Annotated in this window: 24 protein-coding genes and 1 riboswitch; of the genes, 17 read left to right on the forward strand and 7 right to left on the reverse strand. The window is 31.2% G+C overall.

All coding sequences use genetic code 11. The features are described 5' to 3' along the window. The first annotated feature begins 276 nt into the window (after positions 1-276). Positions 277-945: a transglycosylase family protein gene (locus KA873_RS00630; RefSeq protein ID WP_107383482.1), complete on the forward strand. Its 669-nt coding sequence runs from the start codon at positions 277-279 to the stop codon at positions 943-945. A gap of 136 nt (positions 946-1,081) precedes the next feature. Here KA873_RS00630 and KA873_RS00635 read toward each other — a convergent pair whose 3' ends face one another. Next, positions 1,082-1,750 (reverse strand): RluA family pseudouridine synthase, encoded by a 669-nt coding sequence (locus KA873_RS00635; RefSeq protein WP_107383481.1) that lies wholly within the window; start codon positions 1,748-1,750, stop codon positions 1,082-1,084. Between the two features lie 438 nt (positions 1,751-2,188). On the opposite strand from KA873_RS00635, the gene KA873_RS00640 reads away from it, so the two are divergent. Together KA873_RS00640 and KA873_RS00645 are read left to right on the forward strand one after the other, a co-directional pair. Beyond that, the gene (locus KA873_RS00640; RefSeq protein ID WP_210140125.1) at positions 2,189-2,905 is read left to right on the forward strand and encodes a transglycosylase family protein; all 717 of its coding nucleotides are present in this window, start codon (positions 2,189-2,191) and stop codon (positions 2,903-2,905) included. A gap of 366 nt (positions 2,906-3,271) precedes the next feature. Then, positions 3,272-4,111, forward strand: a complete 840-nt coding sequence (locus KA873_RS00645; RefSeq protein ID WP_019469175.1) for a YitT family protein — start codon at positions 3,272-3,274, stop codon at positions 4,109-4,111. A 350-nt stretch (positions 4,112-4,461) separates the two neighbouring features. Here the strand turns inward: KA873_RS00645 and trhO are convergent, their stop codons facing one another. Together trhO and KA873_RS00655 are read right to left on the reverse strand one after the other, a co-directional pair. After that, positions 4,462-5,409 (reverse strand): oxygen-dependent tRNA uridine(34) hydroxylase TrhO, encoded by a 948-nt coding sequence (trhO, locus tag KA873_RS00650; protein WP_107383478.1) that lies wholly within the window; start codon positions 5,407-5,409, stop codon positions 4,462-4,464. A gap of 297 nt (positions 5,410-5,706) precedes the next feature. Continuing rightward, entirely contained in the window at positions 5,707-5,925 is a 219-nt protein-coding gene (locus KA873_RS00655; RefSeq protein WP_040030347.1) for a hypothetical protein, read from the reverse strand. A gap of 135 nt (positions 5,926-6,060) precedes the next feature. On the opposite strand from KA873_RS00655, the gene KA873_RS00660 reads away from it, so the two are divergent. After that, complete coding sequence (locus KA873_RS00660) at positions 6,061-6,531, forward strand: peptide-methionine (S)-S-oxide reductase (protein WP_019469172.1); 471 nt, start codon at positions 6,061-6,063, stop codon at positions 6,529-6,531. A 100-nt stretch (positions 6,532-6,631) separates the two neighbouring features. On the opposite strand, the gene KA873_RS00665 is transcribed toward KA873_RS00660, so the two are convergent. Next, complete coding sequence (locus KA873_RS00665) at positions 6,632-7,849, reverse strand: metal-dependent hydrolase family protein (protein WP_019469171.1); 1,218 nt, start codon at positions 7,847-7,849, stop codon at positions 6,632-6,634. Positions 7,850-7,861: 12 nt separating this feature from the next. Then, positions 7,862-9,040: a hypothetical protein gene (locus KA873_RS00670; protein ID WP_107383475.1), complete on the reverse strand. Its 1,179-nt coding sequence runs from the start codon at positions 9,038-9,040 to the stop codon at positions 7,862-7,864. 308 nt (positions 9,041-9,348) lie between these two features. Here KA873_RS00670 and KA873_RS00675 point away from each other — a divergent pair, with 308 nt between their 5' ends. The 3 genes from KA873_RS00675 to KA873_RS00685 all read left to right on the forward strand — a co-directional run bounded on the left by KA873_RS00675 (position 9,349) and on the right by KA873_RS00685 (position 11,945). Then, a complete protein-coding gene (locus KA873_RS00675) occupies positions 9,349-10,782 on the forward strand; it encodes a YhgE/Pip domain-containing protein (protein WP_107505263.1) in 1,434 nt (477 codons plus the stop codon). A 21-nt stretch (positions 10,783-10,803) separates the two neighbouring features. Next, positions 10,804-11,256, forward strand: coding sequence for a MarR family winged helix-turn-helix transcriptional regulator (locus KA873_RS00680; RefSeq protein ID WP_107383473.1), 453 nt, complete (start codon positions 10,804-10,806; stop codon positions 11,254-11,256). Positions 11,257-11,378: 122 nt separating this feature from the next. Further along, positions 11,379-11,945 (forward strand): DUF4064 domain-containing protein, encoded by a 567-nt coding sequence (locus KA873_RS00685; RefSeq protein ID WP_019469167.1) that lies wholly within the window; start codon positions 11,379-11,381, stop codon positions 11,943-11,945. Between the two features lie 49 nt (positions 11,946-11,994). Here KA873_RS00685 and KA873_RS13535 read toward each other — a convergent pair whose 3' ends face one another. Then, a complete protein-coding gene (locus tag KA873_RS13535; RefSeq protein ID WP_245337672.1) occupies positions 11,995-12,402 on the reverse strand; it encodes a helix-turn-helix domain-containing protein in 408 nt (135 codons plus the stop codon). Then, positions 12,403-12,816 (reverse strand): hypothetical protein, encoded by a 414-nt coding sequence (locus KA873_RS13540; RefSeq protein ID WP_245337673.1) that lies wholly within the window; start codon positions 12,814-12,816, stop codon positions 12,403-12,405. A 642-nt stretch (positions 12,817-13,458) separates the two neighbouring features. On the opposite strand from KA873_RS13540, the gene KA873_RS00695 reads away from it, so the two are divergent. The 10 genes from KA873_RS00695 (at position 13,459) to KA873_RS00740 (ending at position 23,262) form a co-directional block, all read left to right on the forward strand. Further along, a complete protein-coding gene (locus tag KA873_RS00695; protein WP_157947983.1) occupies positions 13,459-13,629 on the forward strand; it encodes a hypothetical protein in 171 nt (56 codons plus the stop codon). Between the two features lie 287 nt (positions 13,630-13,916). After that, the gene (locus KA873_RS00700) at positions 13,917-14,840 is read left to right on the forward strand and encodes an AEC family transporter (RefSeq protein WP_107383471.1); all 924 of its coding nucleotides are present in this window, start codon (positions 13,917-13,919) and stop codon (positions 14,838-14,840) included. Between the two features lie 333 nt (positions 14,841-15,173). Further along, entirely contained in the window at positions 15,174-16,661 is a 1,488-nt protein-coding gene (xylB, locus tag KA873_RS00705; RefSeq protein ID WP_107505252.1) for a xylulokinase, read from the forward strand. A 151-nt stretch (positions 16,662-16,812) separates the two neighbouring features. Continuing rightward, a riboswitch (TPP riboswitch) is annotated at positions 16,813-16,926 on the forward strand. 75 nt (positions 16,927-17,001) lie between these two features. Continuing rightward, positions 17,002-17,589: a thiamine phosphate synthase gene (locus KA873_RS00710; protein ID WP_107383469.1), complete on the forward strand. Its 588-nt coding sequence runs from the start codon at positions 17,002-17,004 to the stop codon at positions 17,587-17,589. A 45-nt stretch (positions 17,590-17,634) separates the two neighbouring features. Beyond that, a complete protein-coding gene (gene thiS, locus KA873_RS00715) occupies positions 17,635-17,835 on the forward strand; it encodes a sulfur carrier protein ThiS (RefSeq protein WP_019469161.1) in 201 nt (66 codons plus the stop codon). A gap of 1 nt (position 17,836) precedes the next feature. Next, positions 17,837-18,604, forward strand: coding sequence for a thiazole synthase (locus tag KA873_RS00720; protein ID WP_107383468.1), 768 nt, complete (start codon positions 17,837-17,839; stop codon positions 18,602-18,604). Continuing rightward, entirely contained in the window at positions 18,604-19,602 is a 999-nt protein-coding gene (locus KA873_RS00725) for a HesA/MoeB/ThiF family protein (protein WP_026034789.1), read from the forward strand. The genes KA873_RS00720 and KA873_RS00725 overlap by 1 nt, the downstream gene beginning before the upstream one ends. 165 nt (positions 19,603-19,767) lie before the next feature. Then, positions 19,768-21,618 carry an anaerobic ribonucleoside-triphosphate reductase gene (nrdD, locus tag KA873_RS00730; protein WP_107386324.1) on the forward strand — a complete coding sequence of 617 codons (1,851 nt, stop codon included), beginning with the start codon at positions 19,768-19,770 and terminating at the stop codon, positions 21,616-21,618. Then, positions 21,615-22,148: an anaerobic ribonucleoside-triphosphate reductase activating protein gene (nrdG, locus tag KA873_RS00735; RefSeq protein WP_019469157.1), complete on the forward strand. Its 534-nt coding sequence runs from the start codon at positions 21,615-21,617 to the stop codon at positions 22,146-22,148. Before nrdD ends, nrdG begins: the two co-directional genes overlap by 4 nt. A 127-nt stretch (positions 22,149-22,275) precedes the next feature. Next, positions 22,276-23,262 (forward strand): choloylglycine hydrolase family protein, encoded by a 987-nt coding sequence (locus KA873_RS00740; RefSeq protein ID WP_019469156.1) that lies wholly within the window; start codon positions 22,276-22,278, stop codon positions 23,260-23,262. The last annotated feature ends 219 nt before the right edge of the window (positions 23,263-23,481 follow it).

The following is a 23,481-nucleotide window of genomic DNA, read 5'->3' on the forward strand; positions in this document are numbered from 1 at the left end:
AAAAAATAAGTTTAAAAAGCACTTTATTCACTTTAGCAATAGGTTTTTTACAAAATATCTTTTAATTTTCATTCAATTTTATGTAATTATTATGTAAAATGCACGGGGGTTTTTTAATTTCGCTGTAACCTACAAGGTTTTTATGGATGTTATAGTATTTACTGGAAATTGGTTGAAACAGCATTGAATTTTACAAAAAATAGTTGGTTTCAATATCACAGTAAAAATAAATCTTAAAAATATAAAAAACAAACTTGTAGGAGGATTTAATCAAAAATGAAAAAAACAGTATTAGCTTCAACATTAGCAGTAGGATTAGGTGTAACAGGATTCGCAGCAGGTAACTCAGCTGACGCAGCAGAACAAGGTGTAGATAAAGCAGAATTAGCAAATTTAGCACAATCTAACCCAGAACAATTAAATGCAGCACCAGTACAAGAAGGTTCATATAGTTATAACTTTAATTATAATGGTTTAAACTATAACTTTGAATCAAATGGACAAACTTGGTCTTGGAGTTATGGTGAAGGTTCAAGCGCTAACACTTCAACAGTTGAACAACCACAACAAGCACAAACTCAAACTGAGCAACCAGCTCAACAAACTGCACCACAAACTGAACAAACACAACAACCACAACAAGAAGCAACTACAAAAGCTTCAACTCAATCATCAAGCTCAAATGAAGCTTCAAGTGGTTCTTCAGTAAATGTTAATTCACATTTACAAGCAATCGCTCAACGTGAATCAGGCGGCGACTTAAAAGCTGTTAACCCATCATCAGGTGCAGCAGGTAAATATCAATTCTTACAAAGTACTTGGGACTCAGTAGCACCAGCTGAATATAAAGGTGTATCTCCAACAGAAGCACCAGAATCAGTACAAGATGCTGCAGCTGTAAAACTTTATAACGAAGTTGGCGCTTCACAATGGGTTACTGCATAATCTGAAGTATAATTTTAATTAAAAATATAAGTATAAAACACTAATAAAAGCTATGAAGGAATCTTTTAGTAGAGATTCTTTCATAGCTTTTTTATATTAATATATTGGATGAATTTACGGTTATTTAAGAAGTATGTTATATAAAGTCATTCCAAATACCTTTATTTGGAGTAGAAGTTACAGAAATGATTTCATCTTTAGTGGGGTGTTTGACGCTGAGTTTTGATGCCCAAAGTGCAATTTGTTGTCCGGGATTATTAAATTTCTGGCCATATTTTTGATCACCATATAATGGTAAGTTTTGATTTGCGAATTGTACTCTAATTTGATGTGAACGACCTGTTTTCAATTGGATTTGAACCAAGGTTTTATTGTTAATTGTTTTGATAACTTTATAATTCAAAATTGCCTCTTTAGCATCTTTTTTCTTGGAATCAACTGCATAAACAATATTTTTATTTCTATCTTTCCATAAATAGTCGCGAAGTTCACCTTCTTTTTTTGAAGGTATACCATGGATAATTGCTAGATATGTTCTATATAATTTTTGTTTTCTAAGTTCATTAGATAACCTAGAGGCTGCTTTGGATGTTTTAGCGAAAACAATTGTGCCTCCAACGGGCCGATCAAGACGATGTACGAGTCCAAGGTATACATTACCTGGTTTATTGTATTGGACTTTTATGTAATTTTTTAAAATGGACAATAAATCTTGATCTCTTGAGTTATCTTCTTGTACAGGAACATTAATTGGTTTCTCTACCATTAATAAATGGTTATCTTCATAAAGAATATTGTCGAACATTTAATTCCTCCAACATTTTATATATTGATAGGTTTTCATAAATTTTAAAATAAAATTATTAAAATTAAACCAAATTAAGATATTATCAGCAGTTAGATATAAATTCAATATTTCTTATATTTAAAAGTCATAAAATGTAACCAGTTATAATGATATAAGTGAATATTATTTTCACACTAATTACATAATTATTACATATTTGTAAAAGCAATATTATATTTCATGGTTGACGTGATGGTTTTTTGAATGGAATTGAATTAAGTATTTAATGTAATTAGGGCGTAAAAATTCTAGATATTTTTTAACTTCACTGTAACCCACAAGCTTTTTTAAGATGTTACAGTAGGGATTAGCAAATTTGATAAAAGTAATTTTGCAAAACAGAAAACACAAATTTAAATATTTAAAAGTATAATCTCTTAGGAGGATTTATTAATAATGAAAAAAACAGTATTAGCTTCAACATTAGCAGTAGGACTTGGCGTAACAGGAATCGCAGCAGGAAATTCAGCAGATGCGTCTGAACAAGGTATCGATCAAGCACAATTAGCTCAACAAGCACAAAACAATCCGCAACAATTGAATGCTGAGCCAATACATGAAGGTGCTTATAACTATAACTTTAATCAAGATAATTTAAATTATAACTTTGAATCTGATGGCACAAATTGGTCATGGAGCTATGGTGAAGGTTCAAACGGATCAAATGAAGCATCAGCACAATCAACAAGTGATGCAGGACAACAAGAACAAGCACCACAAACTCAAGAACAAACACAACCACAACAAGCTTCATCAGAACAACCAGCACAAGAACAAGCACCACAAACTGAGCAAACACAACAACCACAACAAGAATCAGCTTCATCACAACAATCAACAGATAGTTCAAGTGAAGGATCAAGTGGTTCATCTGTAGATGTAAATGATCACTTGAAACAAATCGCGCAACGTGAATCAGGTGGTGACCTTAACGCTGTTAACCCATCATCAGGTGCAGCAGGTAAATACCAATTCCTACAAAGCACTTGGGATTCAGTAGCACCAGCTGAATATAAAGGTGTATCTCCAACAGAAGCACCAGAATCAGTACAAGACCAAGCAGCAATGGATTTATATGAATCTGAAGGTGCTTCACAATGGGTTACTGCGTAATAAGATAATATTCAATTTTAAAATATTGAATCATCAATCCCTAGGTTCTTTTATAGAATCTAGGGATTTTAATTTTTTAAAAAATATGTGTAATGATTAAATAAGGACATAATATAAAATAACTTTTGATAAATTGAAGTAAATATTATATATCAATAAATAATCATAACCCGCCTACGTTGAAAAACTTAAGTATTTTTATTATTATGTCTTCTGTATTAAAAAAATTATAGTTTAAAATTGTAATTCTGAAACTTTTTAGCATTGCTAAGAAGTTTCTTTTTGTGTTGAAAGAAAATGAACGAAGTATAGTTAAGAAAATGGTGTTCAAAAATTTAAATCATTTATAGAGAGGGTGTGAGTTTAATGGAATATAAAATTCATCTAAAAAATATTTGTTTTTGTCTTATAGGTACTTTTTTAATTGCAATAGGTGTTAATTCATTCGTTTTAGCTTCAAATTTAGGAGAAGGCGGCACAGTCGGTGTTTCCTTAAATCTGAAATATACTTTAGGCCTTTCTCCAGCATTGACGACGCTTATTATTAATATCATATTAATTGGTGTAGGATGGAAATATTTAAGTAAAACAACTGCACTTTATACGTTGATTACTGTGGTTGCGAGTTCATTTTTCTTGGGAATTACTGAATCTTTTAATTTGAATTTAGAGTCAGATTTTATCAATACTATTTTTTCAGGAGTGTTAATTGGTATTGGTACAGGCTTTGTTATATCTGCCCGTAGTACGTTGGGTGGTACATCAGTTATTGCAAAAATCATAAACAAATATAGTGAAATTAAAACGTCACAAGCATTATTTATTCTTGATTCATTGATTGTTTTATCTTTCTTACTTGTCTTACCTATTCAAAATGTACTTTATACAATTGTTATGTTATTTATCGTTGAAAAAAGTATGTCTTTTGTAATAGAAGGATTTAATCCTAAAAAAGCAATTACTATTATTTCAGATTTTAACGCGAACATTAGTAAACAAATTAATGAAGAAACGGGGCGTGGTTCTACACTGTTAAATGGTGTAGGAGGATATCAACAAAAAGAAACTAATGTACTTTACGTCGTCGTCCCTCAAAATCAGTTAGCTAGGATTAAAAAGATTGTAAACCGTCATGATGAAAATGCCTTTTTAGTTATCCATGATGTGCGAGATGTCCTGGGAAATGGATTTATGAAATTACAATAAGCATAAATAAGAAAATAAATGCAAATTAACTACAAAAGTTTGGTAATAATAGTCATTCATTTACAAATAAGAGGCTGGTATTTTTTTATTCTAGTTTGTTATAGGGAAAATGTGTTTCTATTATCAAATTTTAAAATAAGATGCGGGATAAAAAGATGACAATGGCCACTGTGAAAACAATGAACAATGTAGAAAATAACACAATTTTTGCGCGTAATTCTGGTAAGTTGTGCACCTAATAAAAGAAAAATGGCAATTTCTAATTTTATTTAGAAATTGCCATTTTTTAGTTAGCTTGATACATATTAAAATTATAAAATATTTACACATAATTTCAACGCATATTTGTATTATACAAGTTGTTTAAAATTTTCAAGGCGTTTTGCCTTTTCTTCATCACTAATGTCATGTTTTTTAACATAACGATTACTTTCATGTTCAGCACATTCATGACAACAAGCACCTAAATAACGTGCTTCATTTTCTTCAGATACTAAAATTTGACGGTTACATTCAGGGTTTGAACAGTTGATGTAACGTTCACAAGGCGTACCGTCAAACCATTCTTTACCTACAACTGTTTTTTCAACTTGATTGACGTCTACACTGATACGTTCGTCAAATACATACATTTTACCGTCCCAATACTGACCTTTTGTTTCTGGATCTTTTCCATAAGTGGCGATACCACCTTCAAGCTGGCTTACGTCTTCAAAACCTTCTCTTAATAGATAACCGGAGAATTTCTCACAGCGAATACCACCAGTACAATAAGTAACGATTTTTTTGTCCATAAATTGATCTTTATTTTCTTTAATCCAGTCTGGTAAATCTCTAAAGCGAGTAATATTAGGTCGTATAGCACCACGGAAATGTCCTAAATCATATTCATAATCATTACGCGCATCGATAACAATTGTGTCGTCGTCAAATAATGCTTCTTTAAACTCTTTAGGTGATAAATAATTACCAGTAAGTTCTTTAGGATTAACATCTTGTTCTAAATCTAATGCCACAATTTCTTTTCTAGGACGAACGTGCATTTTTTTAAATGCGTGACCATCTGCTTCATCAATTTTGAAAGTAATTCCTTTGAACCTTTCATCTGATTGTAATGCATTCATATATTTGTCTGTTGCTTCAACTGTTCCGGAAACAGTACCATTAATACCTTCAGTTGATACTAAGATACGTCCTTTAAGCTCTAAATCTTTACAAAAATCTAAGTGTTCTGTAGCAAATGTTTCGGGGTCTTCAATATTTGTATATTTATAATACAATAGTACTCTGTAATCCATAATTCAATTCTCCTCTAAATTTTTTTCTGTTTATAATAGTTTTATATAAAATTAATAGTTTGATAGTATCGTGCGGCTACAATCCATAATGATATGATGAATGTATATTTGTTATATGCTTTTATAAAAGGACGAAATTCTCCTCACTATATTGTAACAAAAAAGGTACAATATTCAATTTAAAAATTTTGTAAAACTAAATATTGTCAAAAATTTTTTGAAGAATATTAGGTTATTAATAAAAAACATGCTCTTTTCAAGTTTGTTATTATCAATGAAAAGAGCATGTATATAAATTTATTTATTTTTATTTGTAAAGATAAGTGCAACTACTAAACTAATTGTACTGATTGCAAAGACAATATTCATGATCGAAAGTGTTTCTATAATCACTACATCTTTGCCTAATCGTTCAAAAGCATTTTGTTGCATTTCTTTCTCAGAATTAAAATCACTGTCGGTTCTTGAAGGCTTTTCTTCAATATCTTCTAATAATCTTTCTTTAACTTTAGGCATATAATACCTCCTTATTCTCTAATATAAATTTTCCCTATTAACAAAAAATAAATCATAAATATATGAGCATTTGCATCATATGGTTGTGGTGTCTATACTTTTATTAAATAATGTATTAAATCAGGAGGGGATAGAATGGAAACTGTATATTTAGCAGGAGGTTGTCTCTGGGGTGTTCAGGCATTTGTTAAGACATTACCAGGTGTCATTCAAACAGAAGGTGGTAGGGCAAATGGTATTACGCATACCCTTGATGGAGAATACGACGGCTATGTAGAAGTAATTAAAACAACTTTTGATCCTGAAAAAGTGTCTGTTACTGATTTAATGGGGTATCTTTTTGAAATTATTGACCCTTATAGTGTAAACCAACAGGGCCAAGATATTGGTTTGAAATATAGAACAGGATTATATAGTGAAGACGTAAAACATTTAAAAGAAGCACAAGCATACATAGATGCAATTGAAGACCATCACCTTATTGCCACAGAGGTATTACCATTGACTAATTATGTTAAAAGCGCAGAAACACATCAAGACAGATTATCAAGATTTCCAAATGATTACTGTCATTTACCTAAAGCACTGGTTAATAAATATAAATAATGATAAAGCAAAGTGAATTCAAAATTAAAACCTCGTTGTATATCTTCAATCATTCTGTAGATATACAATGAGGCTTTGTTTTTATAAATGGTAGATAGCATTATCTTTTCACAATTTCACCATCAATACCTACAATTTTAATATTATCAGGGTTTTTTAATATCCCAATACGATCTAATGGATTATCATCTACGATAATAAAGTCAGCTTTTTTGTCTGTTTCAATTGTGCCTATTTCATTGTCATAACCTAGACATTCTGCTGCAGTTTTAGTGGATGCTACTATAGCTTGCATTGGTGTCATACCATGTTCAACCATTAACTCTAATTCACGTAAGTTGGTACCGTGTTTAAAGACACCAGCATCTGTACCCATGGCGATTTTTACACCTGCGTTTACAGCTTTAGTAAAACTTGTTGTATGTGCCTCTAAAACTTCTTTTGACTTTTCAACAGAACCTTCAGACATACCAAGTTCATCTGCAAATTCAATAACTGAAACAGGTGCTAGTAAAGTCGGTACGAGAAAGGTACCTTGTGCCTTCATTTTTTCTATTGCTTCATCATCTAGGTAAATGCCATGCTCTATAGAATGAATGCCTGCTGCGATACAATTTTTAACGCCTTGTAGACCTTGTGCATGTGCCATAACTTTTCTATTACCTCTGAATTGTGCTTCTTCAACCATAACTTTAAGTTCTTCAATAGAAAATTGTGTGAAGTCTGGATGATCTGTTGGACTTGTTACACCTCCAGTTGCATGAACTTTGATTACATCTGCACCAGCACGTAACATCTCTCTTACTTTTTTACGTACTTCTTCAACGCCATCACAAATTCCTGTAGGTAAACCTGGATAATCTTCAATAAAACTTGGCATAGTTATACCAGATTTCGTTAATTTATCACCATGGCCACCAGTAATCGTTAATGCATTGACACTAATTTGCATGCGTGGTCCGAGTATCAAACCATTTTGTACAGCTTCTTTAATCCCTTGGTCAGCACCAAGTGCATCACGCACGGTAGTGATACCGCAATTTACTGTACGTTTAAGATGATCTATAGCGCGATAGAATGTATAAGAAAATGGCGTAGCTAATTTATCTGTCAATGGTCTCATTTCTTCCATGATATGAACATGGCTATCTATCATGCCCGGTAATAAATATTTATCGGTACCATCGATGATTTCATGATTTTCATGGTTTAAATTCTGTCCAATAGTCTTAAAGCGATGATCTTGAATAATCACATCAACGTTTTGTTGTATAGCGCTACCAGTACCATCTATAAGGTTTATATTTTTTATAAGCATTTAAAATTCCTCCTAATTAATAAAATTCATAATAATACCTGTTAAAATCACGGAAGCTACCGTAACGGAAGTAAATCCACCTATCAACATAGGACTAAGTAATTCTTTGAAAAGTGCATCATGTTCTTTTTTGTTTTTGGTTAAACTACGACTCACTTCTTCACATAGCATGTAATCTCCAGGGAAACCATACAATGCAGTTAACGCAACTGGAAGTGCCTTTGTATAACGCCAACCAATCAATTTTGCAGCAACTGCTCCTCCGATTAAAATACCTATCGTACCTATTAATAAAATAAGTAAGATAGCTGGTAGGTGATGCCATAAATCTTGTGGTGTGATATCTCCCATAGAACCGATGACAATCAGCATGATAATAACAAGAATTAAAGTGAACGACTTGTTTTTTTCTAATTCTGCTTGTTCAAATAATCCTAGTTTTAGCCCGACAATCCCAAAGAATAAACTGATAAGTGTAAAATGAATTGGGGTCACTTCTCCAATTAAAAAAGCTAAACTAGCTAATACAAACATAATAAATAGTCTTAAAGTATTATTTTGTAAAATAGGATATTTATCATGTAAAGTATGTGTTGTTGATGTTCGAGTCGTTGATGCTTCTTCACGGGTATCAGTTTGTAAATTATTAGATTCTTGTTGCAAAAAGTGTTTACCGTAACGTTTCATGATTACTGAACTTAATGGTAACCCGATAACACCTTGTAGACCTTGCACAAGTGCTGGTAAAACAATTAAATAACTTAAATCTAATTCCTTTAACTTATCAATTGTAATTAGTAATGCAACAATACCACCTGAGATAGGACCAACACCAGAAGCGGCGATACGAAAATCATAAACTAAAGATACGATGATTAAAATCATAGTCGTTGAACCTATAATGCCGAAAAGTGAAATAATCACTGCCTTCCACTGTGTTTTTAGCGTTGATAAAGGCATCATCGTTCCCATATGCATAATGGCAGGTGCTATAGCTAGTGCACCTAGTGAAGGTAAAATAGCTAAATCAAGAATATTTTCAGGAAATATACCTGCCCATTTAAGTAATAAAAAACTGACCATTGCAGTCAAAAGCATTGGTACTCGTGCTTTTGTCAATGTTGAAATAACTTCCCCCAAAGCAATTAAAGCAAATAAAGCAGTTGCTGAAATAATAGGTTCACTCCACATGATAATTTCCCTCCCTAATTTAAAGTGATAGTAAGTATCATAGCATTAATAAAGAATAAAATTAACAGTAAATACAGAATTTTCAGAATATATTTTTGTTCAAAATCACCATGAAATTTTTTGGAAAATAGGTTTGACATTTAAATTTAAGAAGCGTAATATATAAAAAGTACACGGGGTGTACTGAAGTGATTTCACCCTTATAAATAGCTGGTCATGCGTGTTAAGCTAAGGCAAATATTTTTGTTTTAGTCTTTTTTTAACTTATAGTACATGGGATGTACAATTAAAGGAAGGTAGTTGGAAAAATGTTGAATGAATTTAAATTTATATTTAAAAATAAAATGTTAGTGGTATCTTTAATTGCAATATCACTTATTTCGTTGCTATACGTAGCTTTGTTCGTTGGTTCAATGTGGGATCCATACGATAAGACAGAAAATCTAAAAATATCTGTTGTAAACCACGATGAAAAAGCAACGCTTAATAATAAAGATATTACTATTGGCGATGATTTAGTAGATAAATTAAAAGATAATGATAAGTTTGATTTTCAAGTCGTTTCTGAAAAAGAAGCGAATAAACAATTGAATAGAGGTGAAAGTGTAGGAACTATTATTGTTCCCAAAAATGCCTCATCAAATGCAACGACAATTTTAGATGAAAACCCTAAAAAAATAAATCTAGAAACTAAGGTAAATCCTGGTTCTAGTTATACAGGAAGTCAATCTGCAAATTCAGCTATTAATACAGTGACTGAATCTATAAAAGATAATATAAGATCTAACTATTTGAGTGAATTATTCGCTAGTGCTAAAAAATCACAATCAGGTTATCAAGATACATCAGAAGCATTAGGACAAATGTCTGATGCAGAAACAGAACTCATTGATGGTAATCAACAAGTAACAGATGGTATTCAACAAATGGCACCAATGGTAGGTCAACCAGCTCAAAAATTATTATCGGGAAATCAACAGGTAACAGATGGGCTGAAAGAACTTCAAGCAAATAATGACGAATTAAAATCAAAAATTGATGATGCAGTTAGTCAACAAAATAATGTTTCATTTGAATCCGAAAATGAAAAAGCACTCAATGATGTTACAAAAGTAAAAGAAAATAATCCAACGAATGCTGATGAATACGGTGCAACGATTGTTCCTTATATGGCAAGTGTTAGTTTATTTGTTGGTGCGCTATCGTTTAGTGCTATTTATCCATTGAGAAAAACTATTGATAAATCTACAACTTCAGTGAGACAAGCTTTAGGAAAATTTGCATTATATATTGTTCAAGGTGCGTTGTCTGCGTTATTTATGAGTAGTTGGGTATTATTTGTGTTTAACATGTCAGTTGGTAATGTATGGAAATTTATATTAGTAGGTTTATTATGGGCTATTGCAGCAATTACAATTACATCGTTCCTAACATTATTCTTAGACAGAATAGGACTATTTGTATCAATGATTCTTTTAATCTTACAATTAAGTGCAAGTGAAGGTATGTTCCCAATAGAACTTTCTGCAACGTTCTATAGATGGATACATCCATTTTCACCAATGTCTTACGCTATTCAAGGATACAGAGAAGCGATATTTACTAATGCAGGTCACTTTGACTTTGGATTTGTTGTAGCGTTACTTATCGGTATCATAGTCGTAATGATGATTTTACAATATTTAGTTCTACTATGGTTCAATAAGCGCGATAAGTTACCACTTTCTATCGAATTTAAGTAATTTATAAAGGGGGATAAGATTATGAATGATGTAGATGCATCGATTGAAAAAGCGATAACCAAATTTCAAATAGTGATGTTGTATTTAAACAAAGAAATTATTGAAATGGTGAACGAATCGTCTCTCACAAACTTACTTTCAAGAGAACAAATTGAAGCGATGAGAATTATTCAAACAAAAGGTCAAGTTACGATTAATGAGTTGGCTGGGCTGCAAAATATATTTAAAACAGCTGCTTCAAAAAGAATAGGTAAACTTGAAGAAATGGGCTATGTGCAAAGAGCATACTCAAATAATAAAAGAATAAAATTAGTTCAATTAAGCTTAGAAGGTGAAACATTTTTAAAGCAAGCGACTTCTGCAATGACAGAATCAGTAAAAAATCGCTTAGGTGACCAATTTTCACTTGAAGAAATAGAAGATTTTGTAAATCAATTGGAGCGAATAGATGAAGCTTTTAGAAAAAGTAAATAATTACCTAGGAAATTAAATGTGTTATACATGGACTTGTAGCAACAGGATGCGTATACTAAATGATATAATTCTAAACAGATATTAACTAAAAAACATAAATTTTTGATTAGGGGTGAAACATAATGAAAAGAACAGCTGAACGTATACTTGCCTGGATTGGTATTGGTATACAACTACTAGGTGTAATTGTACTTGCGATATTCTTACCATTAGTTGGAAATGGTGATAATAAAAATGCAATGATACAAGCAATGATGGAAGACGATAGTTCGATCACATATGAAAATGGAGAAGCGGTTATTAATATGTTAAGTGGATTGGTAACTGCAGGTCTTATATTGTCTATTGTGCTACTTATAGTAGCAATCATCGGTGCAGTGTTAATTGGTAAAAAAGCAAAAGCTGCTGGTATTCTATTAATCATTGTTGGTGTTATTTCATTAATTGGTAATTGGATTACCGCAATATTGTGGTTAGTAGCAGGTATTATGTTACTTGTGAGAAAGCCACAAAAAGCAATTTATAGTAGAGATGAAGAAGATGATGCAAATCCCTATATCAAAGATGGATCACAAGTAAATGAACATAATAACTCATTTGTATTATCCGAAGATCAAAAAGAGAACGAACAACAAAAAATCAAAGAAAATTATTCCGATGATGATGAGGATAATAAATATAAATATTAATTCGTAATCCAAGTTTGCCTTTGATAGGTAAACTTGGATTTTTTGTATTTTATTCAGATTTAATCGTATCCAAAATTAATTGGAGCTGGTTATATAATTGATGTGGTTCTATCTTTGTATTTGTACTTTTAGAATAATGTTGTTTTATAAAATCTTTAGGTGTCATTTGCATCACATTTTTGAAATCTCTCAAATAAGTATTGTATGAACGGAACCCATAGTCTACCCAAATTGATTCACTATTGCCATTTGTTAATAACTCTCTAGATAAACTATAGATTTTAACTTTTTTAATGTATTTGATTAATGAAATATTCATTTTTTTTGAAAATTCTCTAGACAAATAGCTACTGTTTACGTAAAAATTTTTGGCAATTAAATTCAGCGTTAATGGTTGTTTGTAATGTTGGTTAATATATTCTACAACATTTTTAATTAATTTATTTGAGTAAGTCAACTATCCATATATATTTGCTTGAGATGAATTGAGGTAATTGATTAATTTAATAACTCCGATATCTCCATTAAATGAATTGTTTTCTAAAATATTTTTTAAAGTTGTAATATAGGTTTCAGTAATCAATTTACTTAATTTATATTTTTCTAGAAGGTTTTCCTGATTTATTAAGGTGAACCGATGATAACTTAAATTATTTACTGAAATACAAGCAAGCATACCTTCTCGATGAATAATGAGGTTTTCTTCAAAATCATATACTACAAATACATCTCCTCGATGAAATATAAAATTTGATTTTACTTTTTGGAAATGAATCATACCTAAAATGACTAAATATATATTGGAAAAGTTAGGTGTATTTAAATGTTCTAATTTATCGCCTTCATCATAAATGATTTGGTTATAATTCATTAAACCCCTCCTTTCCTTAAATGTTAGCTAGTAAAATTGGCAATGATTTATAGTAAAATGAGAATCAGATTAAGTATTAAGGTTTGAGAGCATACACAATAAATTCGTTCAGGAAATGTAGATATACTTAAATTTAATTTCATTTATTTAAATAGTACTCTTTTTAAATTTAATAAGTCAATTAATGTTGCGTAATTATAATAAAATAAAATTCTAAAACTAAAAAAATGGATAATTTTTGCATCTGTTTATAATATATTCTATGATGGTGCACCAAAATAGTAATAAATCCGAACAATTCGTGAATAATATTGAAGTGTTAAATAATTGAAAATATGTTCAGCTTTTCATTATGACAATTATTTTGGTAATTATCGTTATGATTTAGCAATATATCTAAGACTATTAGCTTTTATAAAAGATGCAATGTGAGCAACTAAAGTAACATTTCTGACAGATAAGCGAGCAAAAAGTAGAATGTCGAACACGAATTGGTGTAATATCAAGTGAAAAATGAATAGAGATAATTATTAAAATATAATAAAATAGGCTGTTCTATTGAGGAAGGTAACAAAAACATGTAAATTGATAGTAAAGGTTAATTTAGACATTAAATTGAAATGAACGAATGAGGTGAGCTAAATGATGATGATGATTGGTATACTTACACCGTTATTAGTTGTTGGTTTTATAGTTATGTCAATTTTGGAAGAAAAAAAACGAAACAAAAGAAAGCAAGAAAATAATAGCGATGAACAAAAGCAGATTAATAATACTACTAATAGCGATGAAGATAACCGAAAAGACGAATGATATATTATCTTATTGTTATAAATCCCTTTTAAATAATAAAGCAAATCCATTAAATGATGTACAAATTAAAATAGTGTAATCTTAGTAAAGCTTAGAATTTTTATTGATACGATATAGGAGTTGAAATATGAAATTGATTTCTAATTTATCAATTTTTATTTCACTCCTAATTTTTATATTTTTAAAGTATACAAACAACATAGTTTTAAAAATCAGATATCTAAATTTAGCTTAAATACAAATGAATATGTCTAGTGTTATAGTTTCATACGAGGGAGTGTTCTAGGATGAGTGAAATGGCTTATATATTACAGAGTGTGTTATTACCTATTTTTATAATGATAGCATTGGGATTTATCTTACAGAAAAAGTTCACTCTAGATTTAAAGACTTTAGCTAAATTAAATATCTATGTGTTTGTTCCAGGATTTATTTTTGTAAAATTTTATAAAACAAATTTTGAACTGCGTTTATTATTGTATATTGTAGTGTTTTTCATAATATACATCATTTTTTTATATATAGTAGGGAAAGTTTTAACTATAATAAACAAGAGGGATAAGGGCGAGGCTACAACGCTAACCAATAGTGTATTATTTTTTAATTCTGGAAACTATGGTGTGCCAGTCAATGACCTAGTGTTCAAGGGTGATCCACTAGCAATGTCAGTACAAGTAATCGTTTTATCATTACAAAATATTTTCACTTTTTCATATGGTATTTTCGCAATACAGTCTGCACAAATTGGAAAATTGAAAGCGATGTTAGGGTATTTTAAAATGCCAGTATTATACGCTTTGCTGTTTGCAATTATTTTAAATTATGCTGATATCCCTATACCAGAATTTATTTGGACGCCAGCTAACTATGTAGCGGATGCGATGATTGCAATTGCTTTAATTATGTTAGGCGCACAAATTGCCAATATAAACTTTACTTTTAAGTGGTCATTATCATATATTTTTATATTTGTACGCTTAGTGATTGGACCAGTCATCGCATTAATAATTATAAAAATCATGGGTATTGAAGGCGTGATTGCGCAAACATTGTTTATCGCTTCAGCAATGCCGACGTCAGTAAATAGTTCTGTGATTGCTCAGGAGTATGACAATCACCCAGAACTTGCAGCAGAGCTTGTCTTTTTATCTACTTTATTAAGTTCAATTACTGTGGTGGTTGTTATTTACGCTTCTAAATTACTATTTTAGATACTTAAAAAGTTACATGCATTATCATTACTTATACTTTTATGCACTGAGAAAAAATATCTCAGTGCTTTTTTGTTTTAGTTTTAATAAATTTGAATGAACTTAAAAATAGCTAATGTATTTTAAAACATTGAAAACAGTATCATTACATTTCTTAACATAAAATGTTATATCATTCACTGTTGTTACTTGTTTGATGTATAAAAATTGAATTGAAAATATTTTCTTTATAAAAACAATTTTTATTTTCAAATATATTGTGCTATAAATATAACGTGAATGACATTGAAAATAAATAGTTTAAAAATAACTATAAATCAAAGGATGGTATATGTGAAAGAGATTGTATTAGGCATAGATATCGGTACAAGTTCTGTTAAAGCCATTGCTATTAATAAAAAAGGTGACGTTTTAGATGTTACTAGTGAACCAATTCATGTTATTAATCAACAAACAGGTTTTAGTGAACAAAATCCAGAAGATTGGTACGAAGCCTCTAAAGATTGTATAAGGTACTTATTGAATTCGAAAAAGTTAGCAGGTATGAAGGTTAAAGGTATATCATTCTCTGGTCAAATGCATAGTTTAGTGTTACTTGACCATCAATTTCAACCACTTAGAAATGCCATTTTATGGAATGATACAAGATCCACTTTTCAGTGTGAACAAATAAAACAGCAATTTGGTGAATATGTAATGGATAATCCTGTTTTAGAAGGTTTTACATTAACGAAGTTGTTATGGGTTAAAGAAAATGAACCGTTGATTTGGTCCAAAGCAAATGTCTTTTTACTGCCTAAAGATTATGTGAGATTTAAATTCACAGATACGATAAATATGGAATATTCTGATGGATCAAGCACATTGTTAATGGATATAACAAATAAGTGCTGGAATAAAAATATTTGTGACTATTATGGTGTTTACCAACTTTGTCCAAATTTAATTGAATCCCAAGATTTTGTAGGGTACCTTAATACTTCAATTGCAGAAGAATTAGGTTTAGATAAAGATGTCGCAGTATATGCTGGGGGCGGAGACAATGCCTGTGGCGCATTAGGAGCAGGCGTTATTAGTGAGGGCGACACACTATGTAGTATTGGTACTTCGGGTGTCATATTAGCGTGTGATTCTGAGAATACAGCGACTTATGGTCACAATATACATCACTTTAATCATGTGCTCCCTCAAAAATCTTATGCAATGGGTGTCATATTAGCTGCAGGTGATAGTTTAAAATGGTTTCAAAAAAACATTACGCCAAGCTTAACTTATAGCCAAATTTTGGATGAAGCAAAACAATCTTCTCTAGGGAGTAATGGTTTAATATATGCACCATATTTATCAGGGGAACGTACACCCCATGGTGATAGTCAAATTAGAGGAAGTTTTATTGGCTTAAGTCATATGCATAATAATAAAGATATGGCTCGTGCTGTGATTGAAGGCATCACTTTTGCATTATATGAATCTATCTATTATTTACGTAAAAATGATAAAAAAATTAAAGAAATGATTTCTATCGGTGGTGGGGCTAAAAGTGATTTTTGGCTTCAGTTACAAGCAGATATCTTTAACGCTAAAGTATATAAATTAAAGCATGAAGAAGGACCAAGTATGGGTGCAGCAATGATAGCAGCAAAAGGTGTAGGGTGGTTTAATGATGTCGCTGAGATGGTTCAACAATTTATTCGATATGATAAAGTATTTGAACCCAGTGTAGAACATCATATGCAATATATGAAATATTTTGCAATATACCAAAAAATTTACGATGAGACTAAAGAAATAACAAAGGAATTATTAAAAATCTCTCACTAAAATTATGTTATAGCAACAATCATGCATGATTGGTCATGATATTTCCTAGAAAATAATAAGCTGAAAATATATAAGGTTGAAAAAATACAGTTTTTACGTTAAATTAAACATGAATTAATTGTAAAATTCACATTAATTAAATAGAGCTAAGTTTAACCACTGGAAGTGCCTTTATGATAAAAAGGCTGAGACTAGCGTGATACGCTAGAATTCCTTGAACCTGATCCAGTTTGTACTGGCGTAGGAAAAGTGGCGTTATAAACCATATTTGTCCGTTCACATTAACGTTATTTTTCCTATTTGGAAAAATAACGTTTTTTTTATTTTAGGAGTGATTATAGTGATTATTGCGATTACCAGTTATCATAAATTAACCAAGCAAGATAGCATTAATTATTGCGAAATTGAACCTTATATAGATTACCTAATCGTCAGATCACCGATGTGTACTTCTGAGACGATAGAATGGATAAACCAACTAAAGCAACGGCATTTTCCGAAAGATAAAATTATTATTCACAGTGATTATCATGTACTCCAATCTTGCGACTTGTCACGTATACATTTTAGAGAAAATGATGAGCAAATCCGTGCTTTAAAACAACATTGTTCAAACATAAAAATAAGTATGTCTACACACAGTCGCCAGGCGATCCAATATGCAGAGGATTTAAATTTGGATTTTGTACTTTATGGGCACGTATTTGAAACAAAGTCTAAAAAAGGGTTAGCACCTAAATCATTAACTGAGGTTAATGATGCATTGAAAAGTGATATTCCTGTAGTCGCATTAGGTGGTATTAATTTAAAAACGATGTCTCATTTACCTAAGGGATTTCAAGGTATCGCAGGTATATCAATATTTAATCACTCGATAAAAACAGTACAAGCCTTACACAGAGCATGGTTAAATTATGAAGCAACCTAAGATTAATTATTTACTTATCAATAAGTGAGAAAGGAATGAATCGTGATGCATTGTGTTATTAATGGTGATAATTTCACATTTGAAAACCCTTTGAATATACAAGAAATATTGCAAACACTCGGGTTAGACGAAAAGAGAGTGATTGTTGAACATAATAAAAAATTAATTAAACAAAACCAATTTCAAGATTATATCGTTAATGATAAAGATTGTTTAGAATTACTAGAATTTGTAGGAGGCGGATAGGATGTTTAAAATAGGTAAATTTGAATTTAATTCAAGATTGTTATTAGGTACTGGTAAATTTGAAACAGAAGCCATTCAAAAGGAAGCTATAAACGCGTCTGAAACAGAGGTTTTAACTTTTGCAGTGCGTCGAATGAACTTATATGATGAGAAATTACCTAATCCTTTAGCAAAAGTTGACTTATCAAACTTTGTTACTTTTCCTAATACTGCTGGTGCAACATCAGCTGAGGAAGCGATAAGAATTGCAGAAATTGCTAACCACGCCAATCTTTGTGACATGATTAAAGTAGAAGTGATAGGTGATCAGGAAACCTTACTACCCGATCCTTTAGAAACATATGAGGCATGCAAAGTTTTGCTAGAAAAAGGTTATACAGTGTGTCCTTACATTTCAAATGATGTTGTACTTGCCAAACGTCTAGAAGAATTAGGTGTGCATGCAATTATGCCACTAGCTTCACCTATTGGTACTGGAAGAGGAATAAATAATCCTTTAAATCTACGTTATATTATTGAACGCGCCAATGTACCTGTAATAGTCGATGCAGGTGTAGGATCACCAAAAGATGCATGCCATGCTATGGAATTAGGTGCAGATGCCATTCTATTAAACACAGCAATTTCAAGTGCGAAAGATCCAGGGAAGATGGCAGAAGCTATGAAGTTGGGCATTCAAGCAGGAAGAATGAGTTATCAGGCAGGAAGAATACCAGTTAAGTATACAGCTCAAGCTTCAAGTCCAACAGAAGGAATCGGATTTTTATGATGGAAAGGTATTCTCGTCAAATACGTTATAAAAATTTTGGAAGAAATGGTCAGCGTAAACTAGAACAAACACACGTGATGATCGTAGGAGCCGGAGCATTAGGAAGTCATTGTGCAGAAATATTATCACGTATGGGAGTTGGCGAACTTACAATAATTGATATGGATATTGTAGAAATATCAAATTTACATAGGCAAGCCACTTATACTGAAAATGATGCACAAATGATGGTACCTAAAGTAGAAGCATTAAAAAAGCATTTATTAGATATAAATTCTAATATTAAAATCAACGCATTATACCAAGAAATAACTTGCACCAACATTGAACACATTTTAAGAAACTCTAATCCTGCTATCGTCATGGATGGAATGGATCATTTTAAAATTAGGTACTTGATTAACGAAGCATGCCACAAATTTTCGATACCTTGGATTTATGGGGCTGCAATTGGAAGTCAAGGCACCATTTATGGCATTGATTATAAAGGACCATGTTTAAAATGTGTGCTCGATAAAATACCTGAATCTGCAGAAAGTTGTTCTATTAATGGTGTGTTGCCTACAGTCATATACCAAGTAGCTAGCATGGAAGTCTCAGAATTATTGCGTTGGCTAACATCAGCTGGATTCTCTCAAAAATTAATAACGATAGATACTTTTTCAATTCAGTATCATACAGTGAATATCAACCAACTTAAAAATAGCAATTGTAGTATTTGTGTACATCAGCAATATGATTTACTTAATCAACCTCAGCCTACAAACGTAGAGTCTCAATGTGGCGATACATTTTTGCTTCGTTTCGATGAAAAAATGTTTGAATATGCGCATTATCTACCTGCAAAAATTAAAAAAGCAAATAGTTTTGCTAAATTACTTTCTTATAACGACACCGATATTACTTTATTTAAAGATGGCCGTATGAATGTTTATGGATTAGAAGATGAAGCACAAGCGCATGCATTATATACGCATTTTGCTAAAAGCATAAAATAGGACGTTTACATTTCTCAAAAGCAAAAATTTTAGAATAAAAATTAATGTTTCTTAAATCGTAACAAGTTTATGACATATTTGTTAACAGCCCTTCTTAACATTGAAACACTATATATTGTGGTATAAATTATGTTTATATACAATATATAGAAAAGAAGGGGTAAAATGAATAAATTAGAACAAGATTTGACGAAACTTATTACAAAAGATCCTACAGTTATTAACGAAAATGCGAATAAAGATAGTGCCACTTTTTCTACGATGAGAGATTTAACAGCAGGTGTTGTATCTAAATCATATGCTTTAGATTACTTATTGCCTAAACATATAGCAGAGGCACATAAAAGTGGTGATATACATTTCCATGATTTAGATTATCACCCTTTCCAACCACTCACTAACTGTTGTTTGATCGATGCTAAAAATATGTTGAAACATGGCTTTCGAATTGGCAATGCATCTGTAACATCTCCAAAATCAATTCAAACAGCTTCAGCTCAGCTAGTTCAAATTATCGCTAACGTTTCTAGTAGTCAGTATGGGGGTTGTACCATTGATAGAGTAGATGAATTATTAAGTGACTACGTAAAATATAATGAAGCAAAACATCGAAAATTAGCGCAACAATTTGTTGAAGATACACATATTGATGCTTATGTTGATCATCAAATTACACAAGACATTAATGACGCAATTGAAAGTCTAGAATATGAAATAAATACACTTTATACTTCAAATGGACAAACGCCATTTGTCACTCTTGGTTTTGGCCTAGGTATAGATGAATATAGTAGAAAAATTCAACAAGCTATATTGAAAACACGAATAAAAGGACTCGGAAAAGATCGTATTACAGCCATCTTTCCTAAACTCGTTTTTTCCATTAAAAAAGGGGTGAATTTTAGTCAAGATGACCCTAATTATGATATTAAAAAATTAGCGTTAGAGTGTTCTACAAAAAGAATGTACCCAGATATATTAAATTATGATAAAACAGTAGAAATTTTAGGTGATTTTAAAGCGCCAATGGGTTGTCGTTCTTTTTTACCAGAATGGAAAAATAAGCAAGGTGAAGCAGAAAATAATGGAAGATGTAATTTAGGGGTAGTTACGCTTAATGTACCTAGGATAGCTATAGAATCAAATGGTGATATGGAAAAGTTCTGGGAAATATTTCATGAGAGAATGCAAATTATGCACGATGCATTAGTTTATCGCATTAAACGTATGGAACAAGCTACGCCTGATAACGCCCCTATTTTATATAAAAATGGTGCTTTTAAACATTATTTAAGTGATGAAGATAGTGTAATGTCACTATTTAAAAATAAACGTGCCACGCTGTCGATCGGTTATATAGGTTTGTATGAGGCAGCTACAGTGTTTTATGGCCCTGAATGGGAAAAAACAGCAAGAGGTAAAGCATTTACGCTTCAAATATTAAAAGCTATGAAAGTTTATCAATTGGAATGGACAGAACGCTACGATATTTGGTTTAGTATCTATAGTACACCAAGTGAGTCTTTAACAGATCGTTTTTGCAGATTAGATAAAGAAAAGTTCGGAGATATATTAGATATTACGAGCAAGGGATATTATCAAAATTCGTTCCACTACGATGTGCGAAAAGATATTACACCGTTTGAAAAGATAGATTTTGAAAAAGATTATCCATTTTATGCTAGCGGTGGTTACATACATTATTGTGAATATCCAAAATTAGATCATAATATTAAAGCATTAGAAGCGGTTTGGGATTATTCATATGACAAAATCAGTTATCTAGGAACAAATATCCCTATAGATCATTGTCGTTTATGTGATTTTAAAGGTGATTTTAAAACAACCCCAACAGGATATCAGTGTCCGGAATGTGGAAATAGTGATCCTAAAACCGTAGATGTAGTAAAACGGACATGTGGTTATTTAGGAAATCCAGTGCAACGTCCTACAATCGAAGGTAGACATAAAGAAATTTGTGCAAGAGTAAAACATATGAAAGATCAATCGATATGACAATATTAAATATCATAAATGGACAAGGTTATATTGCCAAAATAGAGTCACAAAGTTTCGTAGATGGCGAAGGTGTGAGATGTAGTTTATATGTTTCAGGATGTCCATTTGCATGTTTAAATTGCTATAATAAAGCAGCACAAAATTTTAAATATGGTGAAAAATTTAATGATGAAATTTTGAAAGAAATAATAGAAAATTGTGAACCGGATTATATAGAAGGTTTAAGCATTTTAGGTGGGGAGCCATTTTGCAACTTAGACATAACACTCAAATGTGCTCATGCATTTAGACAACGTTTTGGTCATGAAAAAACTTTATGGGTATGGACAGGATTTTTATTTGAATACTTAAGGAATGATCAATATCAAAGAAATGAATTATTAAAAAATATAGATGTACTCGTGGACGGTCCTTTCATTCATCACTTATACAAACCCAATTTACCTTATAAAGGTTCATTAAATCAGCGTGTCATCGATGTGCAAAAATCACTAGCTAGTGGTAGAATTCATGAATATATAATTTAATGTTGTGATTCCATAACTATTTCCTGAAATTTAAGCGAATTGCTATTATTATGATATAAAGTTAATTACAATCATAATGAAGACAAAAATAGATTTAGTAAAGTGCTATTAAAGGAGCGTATAAGCAATGTGTACAGGTTTTTCATTTATGTCTGAGAATCATCAAGCTATATTAGGTCGAACAATGGATTTTGTTTATCAATTAAAAGGCAACCCAGCAGTTCAACCACGTCACTATTACTGGGAATCACGTGTAGAGTATAAAGGTGAAACATTATATGGTTTCGTAGGTTCAGGCAGTGATATGGAAGGTTTTTTATTTGGGGACGGTGTTAATGAGCATGGCATTGGCGTTTCAGTACAATATTTCAGAGGCTACGCTTCTTACGCAAATGAAACTAAAGCAGGCTATATGAATATTGCTCAAAATGAAGTGATAAATTGGATACTAGGTTATAACAAAAACATAGCTGATTTAATAAAAAATGCACAATCTGTCAATGTTGTGGCGCATACTCTGAATGACCTCTCTGAAGTTCCACCGTTACATTATCATATTTCTGATGATACGGGTAGAACAGTAGAGCTTACTTTTAATAAAGGTCAAATAGTGGTTAATGACAATCCAGTTGCCGTTTTGACTAACAACCCTGATTTAAATTGGCATTATGAAAATTTAAAGAATTACATAAACATTACACCCCAAAAGCCAAAAGAAAAAAAGTTTGCTAATATTAATTTGAAATCGTTGGGAAATGAAGGCGGCACGTATGGCTTACCAGGTGGATATACTTCAGCAGAGAGATTTATTCGCATTGCTTACTTGAAAAATTATTTAGAAGAAGCAACAAATAGTCCAGAACAAGACATACTTAATGCATTTAAATTATTGGAAATCATGAGTATACCTAAAGGTGCAGTTAGAGATGAAGAAAATGAGTTACATTATACCTTGTATCAAACCGTATTAAATTTAACGACACGCACATTTTATATTAAATGGTATAATTCTAATAAAATTACTGAATTACATTTATCAGAAGACTTACTAAATAAAAAAGAAATGACGATTTTTGAGCCAACTGAAGGATTAGCAATAACTCGTTTGAATTAAAATTCAAACCGAGTACATGTATCGAATGAACTTTAAATAATAAATAACTAATAAAAGACACATAAAAACTGCTGTTTTTATGTGTCTTTTTTATGTTTATTAACAATCATTTTTGATGGTAAAACGTATTAATCTCACTATTTTACTTAAAAATTCAAATTTTTTACTGACGCATTATAAGTAGTGTTGGGTATTAAATTTAAAATTATAATGATTAAA

The sequence above is a fragment of the Staphylococcus sp. GDY8P45P genome (assembly GCF_017892745.1).
GTDB lineage: Bacteria > Bacillota > Bacilli > Staphylococcales > Staphylococcaceae > Staphylococcus > Staphylococcus cohnii.